General features: G+C 48.6%; 8 protein-coding genes and 1 pseudogene. 1 reads left to right on the plus strand and 8 read right to left on the minus strand.

The features are described from left to right. Positions 1-3: 3 nt before the first annotated feature. From ACED60_RS23050 to ACED60_RS23085, 8 genes are all read right to left on the minus strand, one after another. Positions 4-987 (minus strand): type VI secretion system baseplate subunit TssG, encoded by a 984-nt coding sequence (locus ACED60_RS23050; RefSeq protein WP_017082792.1) that lies wholly within the window; start codon positions 985-987, stop codon positions 4-6. Further along, positions 969-2,750 carry a type VI secretion system baseplate subunit TssF gene (gene tssF, locus ACED60_RS23055; protein ID WP_231904486.1) on the minus strand — a complete coding sequence of 594 codons (1,782 nt, stop codon included), beginning with the start codon at positions 2,748-2,750 and terminating at the stop codon, positions 969-971. Before tssF ends, ACED60_RS23050 begins: the two co-directional genes overlap by 19 nt. Beyond that, positions 2,743-3,159: a type VI secretion system baseplate subunit TssE gene (tssE, locus tag ACED60_RS23060; protein WP_029224443.1), complete on the minus strand. Its 417-nt coding sequence runs from the start codon at positions 3,157-3,159 to the stop codon at positions 2,743-2,745. The genes tssF and tssE overlap by 8 nt, the downstream gene beginning before the upstream one ends. Next, positions 3,156-4,511 carry a type VI secretion system contractile sheath domain-containing protein gene (locus ACED60_RS23065; protein WP_017082795.1) on the minus strand — a complete coding sequence of 452 codons (1,356 nt, stop codon included), beginning with the start codon at positions 4,509-4,511 and terminating at the stop codon, positions 3,156-3,158. The genes tssE and ACED60_RS23065 overlap by 4 nt, the downstream gene beginning before the upstream one ends. 48 nt (positions 4,512-4,559) lie before the next feature. Beyond that, positions 4,560-6,038, minus strand: a complete 1,479-nt coding sequence (gene tssC, locus ACED60_RS23070) for a type VI secretion system contractile sheath large subunit (RefSeq protein ID WP_231904487.1) — start codon at positions 6,036-6,038, stop codon at positions 4,560-4,562. Beyond that, complete coding sequence (gene tssB / locus ACED60_RS23075) at positions 6,038-6,547, minus strand: type VI secretion system contractile sheath small subunit (RefSeq protein ID WP_017082797.1); 510 nt, start codon at positions 6,545-6,547, stop codon at positions 6,038-6,040. The genes tssC and tssB overlap by 1 nt, the downstream gene beginning before the upstream one ends. Positions 6,548-6,611: 64 nt before the next feature. Further along, complete coding sequence (locus ACED60_RS23080; RefSeq protein ID WP_017082798.1) at positions 6,612-7,154, minus strand: type VI secretion system tube protein Hcp; 543 nt, start codon at positions 7,152-7,154, stop codon at positions 6,612-6,614. A 27-nt stretch (positions 7,155-7,181) separates the two neighbouring features. Continuing rightward, entirely contained in the window at positions 7,182-8,534 is a 1,353-nt protein-coding gene (locus tag ACED60_RS23085) for an ImpA family type VI secretion system protein (RefSeq protein ID WP_231900565.1), read from the minus strand. Positions 8,535-8,761: 227 nt separating this feature from the next. On the opposite strand from ACED60_RS23085, the pseudogene ACED60_RS23090 reads away from it, so the two are divergent. Further along, positions 8,762-8,933, plus strand: a pseudogene (locus ACED60_RS23090) (transposase); the annotation flags it as partial.

An 8,933-nucleotide genomic window follows, 5' to 3' on the forward strand; every position in this document is an offset into this window, starting at 1 on the left:
TTCCTAACTTTTCGCCAGTGGCATTTCCACAAACTGTGGTTGGGTTGATTGATTGTCCATCCACGCAGACTGCCCTATTCGCAGTGCTTTCTGATGGTCGGAAGAGAGCGTGACTCGCGGCAGGTACTGGCTTCGCACTTTCATGTACAAAGCAAACTTGGTATTGACCCCCATGTAACTGCGTACCATATGATCAATCGCATGTATCATTTTCTCGTCATGCCTAATGGCGAGGTAATGGGCGTAGTTTCTTGGACAAATTTTGATCGCGAGTTTGTGCCCGAGCATCGGTGTACTCTTCCCTGCCAACGCACCTATCCCAAGTTGTTGATTCTGACCACTCTGCCCAATTTGGGTTAACGAACATTCCGTAAGAGGGAGGTACTCTAGTCCAGTTCGGGCGATATCAAACTCCGTATCAAAATAGTCCTCCAGCAACGCTTTCAAAGCGAGCGGACACGTCAGCTTCAGCCCAAGCAATCCGGTGTATTGCACCAAGTGATCTTCGGGTATAGAGCGCATTTCTCCCGTCTGACCAGCCAGTGAAGACAGCATGCCAGTCATCGACTGACGGTGTTGGTTCCAATGGAAATGCTCTTCTTCAACTTGATAGGCCAGATCGTGTTTTTGTTCGGTCTCACAATGCAGGCGGTAATAGCGGTTGTTAAACGTGTCAAAGAAATCACAGGCGGCTTCGTCCCCCCGTTCAAATCGCGCTGAGAGCGCGCCGCTGTACATCGCTCGGGGCATCGCTCCTCCATTGCCAGACAACGCAGCAACCGAAGTTGACACGATGAATGCCCCAGCTCGGTCAGACGTGACTTGAGACACCTGAGTCTGGTAATAGGCAGGAAGAACTTCGGCTTTGAACCTGACTTCAGGTCGTTGCCCCGCCAGGTGCGCTTGATGCTTGAACATCTGCCACGCCTTTTCCAACTGACCCGCGAAGCCACCCGAGGTCAATCGACTTACAATAGACTCTTGCACCCGGTTCTCCTTGGGAAGGACAGATAAACACCATCTTGTCCTTCGAGATAAACATCCAACTGCGTGAAGCTGTTAAAGCCCGCAAAGTAGGCAAAGAATCGATCCAGTAAGTGGGCAAACAAAGCAATGCCCCCATTCACGTTACTGGCTTCTAACGTCACAGCGATCTTTGTTCCGTAAGCAAAACACGTTTTGCCAGAGACACGGAGCGGTGCCACAACCTGCTCTTGGGTAATATCCAGTAGGGCATCAATATATACTTGGTTCTGCACGGCTTGATTGTGGTTGTACAACTCCAGTACATTTCTCAAGGTAGCCGTTGGATTGTCGGTACCCAAAATGGCATGGTAGTTAAAATGCAAGTGGCACAGCAGCGCCCACACATTCTTATTGGCGTCTCGACTTCGTACTGGCAACGTCGGCCTGCGTGACAAACTCATTGTGGCAGGTATTGTCAGCGCATCACGACAAGCAATTTGACTTGTTACTGGGAGTGAACCTGCGCTCACACCATCGCTAGCCGTGGTGGTGACAGTCCAGACGCGCTCCCCTACCTTCGCACTGACGTGTCCCAAGTCCGCCACTTTCAAACTGCTGCTCAGCACCCCTCTTTCATGGATACTTTGCACAAGTTGCCATCGCAATGAATTGTTTGTGCTGGTGTATTTCTCCCCGTACAGAGGCGGCACCACACACGGTTCACCCTCTGTAACGTCCACCACCTCGTCAACAGAAAATACTTCCAAATCACTGCGTTGATTGCTATCGAGATACACCGGATATTGCTTCTGGCTGAAGTCAATATGGATAGGCTCAGAGATCTTACTGTGCAAGTTCACCAAAGGGACGCTAAACAATGAAAAGTGCTGGGTCTGGATACTTCGCGCCTGCTCCACACTGATTTCATCAAGGAAGATTTGAAGCCGACATTCCGCCCCTAGACGTCGTTGACCAAGACGCGTCAAATCGAGACTAAAACCCTGAAAACGCTCGGGAAACATAAAGAACTCAGTCAGCAGTTTGAACCCACCAAAACTGGCTGCCTGATAGGGCAATACCGTGTTCTCAGCGTCAAAACCAATGGGTTGCAATGCCGATGGTCCCAGTAGCACCGCACCGCCTTCGCATTGAAGCGCCACCTGAGCAACACCTTGAGCCAAGACATCATAAAGACGCAAAGCAAAGTGGCTTTCTCCTTTGAGGTGCAGAGTGAGGCTTTCCATACCCAACTCACTGAGTTCAATGCCTTCATCGGTCGCCGTGATGGTCAGCTCCAGCATTGCCTTCGCACTCTCTGCCCCTGATGGCTTAGCCAGTTCAAAAGGTGCAAATAACACTTCGGCTGACGAGACGGAGGTCGGAAAAATCTCGATGTCCTCCGTCGTTCGAAACACGAACGACTCCTCCCCTTCACCCATTAAGTCGAATTCCGTCTCTTTGGGAATCATATGCTTAGCATTGGCGTCCTTCTCCACCTCAAAATCCAGCATGGTATAGGACGGGAGCGGTCTTAAGTAATGCGGAAACAGCAATGTAACCAGGCTTTCGGTCAGTTCCGGATAAGAGTCATCAAGACGCTGCTGTAACTTACCGTTCATCAGTGCAACACTTTCGATCAGACGAGCGATCTGTGGGTCATCAATACTGTCTTTGCGTATACTGAGCGCACGCGCTGCCCCTGGGTGGCGCTCGGCAAATTGTGTGGTTTCATTGCGAATAAAACGCAGCTCTTGTTCAAAATAGGAAAGCAATGAATTAGACAAAATTAGACTTCCTTACATCAAGTTTGTTGCTGCTGAGATCCAGAAAGGAGTCCAACACGATGGCTTCATCGCCAAGATCCGAGTGGACCACAGCAGACAGACGAAAACTCAGTTGGTTCGTCGCGTTTGTCCCTTCCTGCACCTCAATTTCAACCTGCGTTAAACGTGGCTCATAGAAACGGATTAGCGCTTCAATTTCGTCAATAATGTCGGCATTGTTTGTCTTACTTTGTGCGCGAGCAATATTTCGCATCCCCAAACCAGCAATGGTCGCTTCTGGGATAGATGGCTCGTTCGACCAAAGAGGTGCCCGACTCGAGATCAAATCACAAACGTTATCCACAATGACGTCGCGGACGGCATCAATGTCATTGCGCCACCCCTGATTGAGTTTTGCCATTAGACTCATTGACTCTCCCCCACTTCTTGTCCAGATACCGACGCTGTCAACACTACTTTGGCGTCCATCATTTCAAACTGATACTGAGGCTGGAGCATGATTTCACACAGATAACGCGTCTTATCGTGTTCTGACTCTTCAATTCGCACATAGCAGGAACGGAGGGGATACCGCGCTAAGATCGAGTCTTCTCCATAGCTCACGTTGCTGATGTATTGATCCAGCCACCGCTCAAGGCTACGTCGACAACTTTCCACACTGTCGTACCGTCCAACCTGATCACGGATTTGTGCTTTGATGTAGTGACCAAATCGGCAGGCCATCAAATTGGTCTGTAGCATTCCTAGTTGACGTTGATCTGGGCTCGGGGCTTGCCAGACGGACTGATTGCTAAAAAATCCTTTTTGATCACTCAAATAAAGGCTCGTTAAGGGCATGAATCCCTGCGCGGCCCAAAAGCCATCGTCCTCCGCAAACAAGTCTACTTTCGTGCGCAGTGATCCAGAGTTCGGCACTACCGCTCCATAGTTACCAGTGTCATCGTATGAACGCAAAAACCCAAACCAACTGATGCGGTCGAACTCGCGCATCACATTACTCAAGATCAGGTAGCCACTGTTCCCCCATAAGGCACAATGCTCACGTTGTTCTTGGTTAAACAGAAAGCCAGCAGGACAATGCTGATAAGGTTGGCGCATTAAAAACTCTGGCATCACTAAGTGGAGAAAACGTGACGAGCTGCGCCCTCGTAGCAGTTGCCACGACACGAGATCACGGCTGCTTAGAATACGGTCTATACGAGCTCGATCATGCAGTTGTCGACGAGGGTCATCCCCAAAAAAGAGTTCATCAACACCTAACACCATTGGACAAAATGCCATTTCACCCAACTCAGATAACAGTTGAAGAGTGAATAAGTCATCCCACTCTTGATCTGGGTTGTAGTCTGCACTGATCTTATGGTCAACCATGACAAGCCCGAAAGGCACTCCTCCCGCCGTATCAAACTCGTTGGCATATAATTTCTGATACAGCCCCGAATGCTTTAAATCGAATGAATGATTAAGATCGGAAGCAACCACTTGCCAACTGGCATCGAGCAGCTTAATTTTCACACGGCGCTGCGAAACTTGAACCTCTGTCAAGGATTCGACTCCAGTCCAAGACGCTTCCAGTTGCTGAAACTGCGGATGCTGAATGACTTCAGATAACTGCTCACTGAGCAGAGCATCAAGCTGAGCAATCAAACGATTAAGCCATGCTTTGAATTGCGCTTTTGATTGACGTGGCGCCTTAGCTAATAAGGCCTGCCAGGCGGAAGAGCCTATTGGGCTGAGTGGTATTTCGGAATCAAATTTCATCAAAAACTCAATGCAAAACATTCGGGGACTACAAGCCCCCGAATCAGATTAACCAGGGATATTTGCAACCATACGCAATGAGGTCGTCAATTCTTCCATTTGTAGCCAAGGACGCAGGTAGGCTACCGCAGAATAAGCGCCAGGTCGGCCAGCTTGTTCTTCAACAGTGACTTTTGCCTCAACCAACGGGTGGGTGGCTTTGGCATCGTTACCGATCGCATTTGGGTTTACGTACTGATCGATCCAAGAGTTGAGATCGCGCTCAACATCATTTGGATCTAAGTTAGAGCCAATACGATCACGGCCCATAACTTTGAGGTACTGGGCAATGCGGCTGCTAGCCATCGTATAAGGTAAACGAGCTGAAATTGCGGCGTTTGCCGTTGCATCAGGATCTGTGTAAGTCTTTGGCTTGTGCGTCGTCTGCGCGCCCATAAACACCGCGTAGTTCGTGTTTTTGTAATGCACGAGCGGCAAGAAGCCCAGATCACTCAGTTCTTTCTCACGTTCATCGGTAAAGTTGAGCTCAGTCGGGCATTGCTGCAATAGATCACCGGCATCTGACACGTACGTAAAATTCGGTAAGTTTTCAACTTTGCCGCCATTTTCCGTACCACGAATCGCCGTACACCAACCGTATTTTGTGTAAGCTTGGGTCATAAGTAAGCCAAATTCATACGCTGCATTGCTCCAAACAAACTCGTTGTCTGATGAAACAATGGCTTGGCCGTTGTCACGCGTTTTCAGCTCTTCAAACGCAAAAGACTTCACTGGCACCGTATCCGCGCCGTATGGTAAGCGTGCCATTGTCTTAGGTAAGGTCAGCGCTACGTAACGCGAGTCATCGCTTTCACGGAATGCATTCCAACTTGCATACGCTGGCGAGTCAAAGCCTGTAGCGACTGGTTTACCTTCAGCAAAGGTACTGAATGAACTGAAATCGAACATGCCAGCGTTTGCCGCCGCAACAAATGGAGAGTGAGATGCCGACGCGACTTCGCCCATGTAACGAAGCAAAGAAACATCTTCGTCACCGTAACCAAACTCGTAATCCCCAAGGAGAGCACCGTAAGGCTGCCCCCCGGCCGTACCAAATTCTTCCTGATACACCATGTTGAAGAAGCGACTACGATCAATTGCTGGGGCATCTTCGAATTGCTCAAGCAGTTCTTCTTTGGTGTAATCCGCCAGTTTGATCTTTAAATCTGGTCCTAACTCGCTATTTTTTACGAGTTTTTGTAGCCCCAGCCAAGACCCTTCCATTTTTTGGAACTCAGAGTTTTGCATCACTGTAGACAACTGCTCAGAGATCTTACGATCAATCTCGCCGATGGCTTTCTCAATGGTCAGTGTAAAGTTTTTATCCCACGTTACGGTCCCTTCTAGCGCTTGGGCCGTCATAATGCTCAACAACTCTTTCGTCGTATCGACGGGCGTCTGGGCGGTCGCACTGATCGCACGATCAAGAAAACTCAGCGAAGCCTCTGCTTCTGCCACATTTTGCGTTGCTTGTTGTTCTACCGACATTATTCGCCGCCCTCCTGATTTAAACCAAGTTCCTCAGCTAAGCCATTGATGGCGTCTGTACTTTGTAGAACTTCTTTTAACAGACTCTCGAGATCTCTTGAGCGGTCCGCTTTACTTAACAACACTTTGAGTTGATTACGTGTCTCAACTAACTGCTTAAGTGGGTCGATCTGCTCAACCAGATTCTCCGGATGAAAATCTTTCATCGAGCGAAAGCTCAAATTCACATCAAATTGTGTGTCGTCTTTTGCTAGCTTGTTGTCCACTTTGTACGACAAACGTGGGTGGATTTGCCCCATCACAGAGTCGAAGTTGTCTTTATCAACGCCAGTAAATTCACGCTCTTCAAGCGCGACTTTTTCCGAATCCGGTTTATGGCCCGAGAAATCACCAATTACACCGACGACAAACGGCAGTTCTTTGGTTTCCACAGCACCATTGGTTTCCACATCATACGTAATGCTGACTCGGTTCTTGCTGACGCGCTTGTGTTGCGAGTTCAATGACATAGCTTGTCCTATTTATTCTATTGGGAAATTAGGCGCATTATTGGAAAAATAATGCGCACAGCTTTTACGATCCTGTCTGACCAGACTCCATAATTCCCGTAGGAAGATCGTAAGTCACAATACCACCTGGCTTAAGATCACCACCAGTTGACTCAAAATGGTGCTTTTGAGAAATTTTCGTGTAAGACAGCGATAGGCTCTCGTAAGGTTGTGAGCCATCAGTGCCGCTCACGTTGTAAGAAACCAGACGTGCTTTTTCGAGTTTGATTTGGAAGTACACTTCCACACCTTTACCTCCATCCGCTGGTTTGGTGAAGGCAATCTCTACGTCACGGCCATCTTTACCTGGGGCAAATAGATAAGACAAGAGAGCTTCTGAGGCAGCATCTACTGTTTTAGTGACACTGACTTCACTCACGCCGACCATGCCACCATCAGCGTTGGTGGCGTTACCAATGTCCATCGCAACGTTGCGAGCACCACCCCACGCATAAGACTGGATCGCAAACCAATCTGTGCTTTCTCCATTCTCTGTTTTTATTTTTTCGATAGTGGCTGCACCTTCATCGAAGTTGAAGCCACTGATGCGCATATAAATACTTGCCATGTTTTTTCCTTATTTTTTAAAAGACGATTACCAGCTCAAGCCAGATTTCGCTGAGGATTTAGGTTCATCATCTCGTTGAGGTTGGGTATCGACAGGGGAAGTCTGTGATACTAACTCTTGGGCACTTGGTGCTTCCGAAACTTGCGGAGCCACCGAAGGCACCGGGGTGATCGCTGGGCGTGTCACTTCAGGCAGAGTCACCTGCTCAAGGTGATTGAGCCCAACGGCATTAAACATTGCACTGACCGAGTCAGCGCTTTTCTCTGCCATCATCTCTTGCAACAGCTCAGGCAGAGGGAGATAGCCCCAACGAATCACCTTCTCTAACATGAAAGCGCTAGGACTATGCGGCTCGCTTTGGCGAAAGTAGTCCGCGATCTCTCTCAATAGATGGAATGCCAGATCACGGTTCATATTGTTGAGCGCGCCCAACGCGGACAAGTTCCCGGCATGGAGGTGCTGTGACGTTGTCATAGGCTCCGATGTACAAGTCGATGGCTCAATATTCGTGGGCTCGGAAACCACGGAAGGCTCATCAGCAGGCGCTGCGGCTTTCGGCTCCGTCGTCGCCGTCACTTTGATCCCAGTGAGATGAAATAGCGCTTGGTCCACGCGACGCAGTAATCCCGTCACGAAGCCAAAATTGGCCGCTTTGACGCCTAATGCTTGGCTTCGCTGAGCGACGTTTACGCGCAATCTATCCAACTGCGCGAGTACTTGGCTCAAATTGTCCAATTTAGCGGTGATGGCAGCGCGCTCCTGAGCTACTACTGCTGAGAGAGACGACTTTAATTGACTGGTTTCACTTCGGCGCTCGGCGCTCTGGTAGTCATAAAATGTTACCGTTCCGACCAAAGGAAGTTGAAGCAATGGCCCATACAGCAAACAGCTCTCTTCACTCTCCCCAACCAATTGCATCAATGCCTTAATTTTCGCTTCAGCTTGTTGCTTAGCGATGGCCGCATTCTCGTCGGATGTGAGTTTTTCTTCAGTCAAAACGGGGTTGAGGTGATCCCAGTGTTGCTCTGCCAAGTCCGCCAACCATTCGATGCTATTGGCCGCACTCTCAAGACTAGGGTCGAGCAAAAATTGAGCCGCGATAAACCAAGAAATTAACTCGATGTCTCGCGTGGTGTGGGCGAAAGTTTCAAGCAAACGCTCGGACAAGGACTGCCAACTTGCGTGACACGCGGCTATCAACTCGTCTTTTTCGCTTTCTGCCGGATTCTGACTGAGTTTACGCAATGCGGTTTGCGCAACATTGAACTCATTCCGTAATGGACGAAACGCACTTTTGTCCATTTTCAAGTAAACACCACACACCAACTCATCACTGATTGGTTGAGAAAGCTGTTCAGCCTGAGATTTTAAAAATGGCATAGACTCTCATGATTTGCTAATTAAGGTATCGTGAATATATTTCGCCATGTCTTTACTTTCCCAAAGGCGAAATTTATTGATAGATGACATTTTACATTTTCATTGATTTTATAAAACCAGCATATATGCCATTTTAGCGGTCTATTTAGGCCTTATTGCGTAATTCAATGGAATTAAATCCAGAACCTACGATCTGATCTGCTACGTTCACTATCTCTCGTAGCCTCATGCCTAAACCACGCTACAAAACAACCAACTGGAAGCAATACAACCAATTACTTATTAACCGTGGCTCTATGACCTTTTAGATTGATGAAGAGGCGATAAGCGGTTGGGCGCAAAGTAAACAGAATAAGCGCGGGAGGCCGCGTCGGTTCAGTGATTTAGCTATCACGACAG

The organism is Vibrio sp. 1F279, from assembly GCF_041439815.1.
Lineage (GTDB): Bacteria > Pseudomonadota > Gammaproteobacteria > Enterobacterales > Vibrionaceae > Vibrio > Vibrio tasmaniensis_A.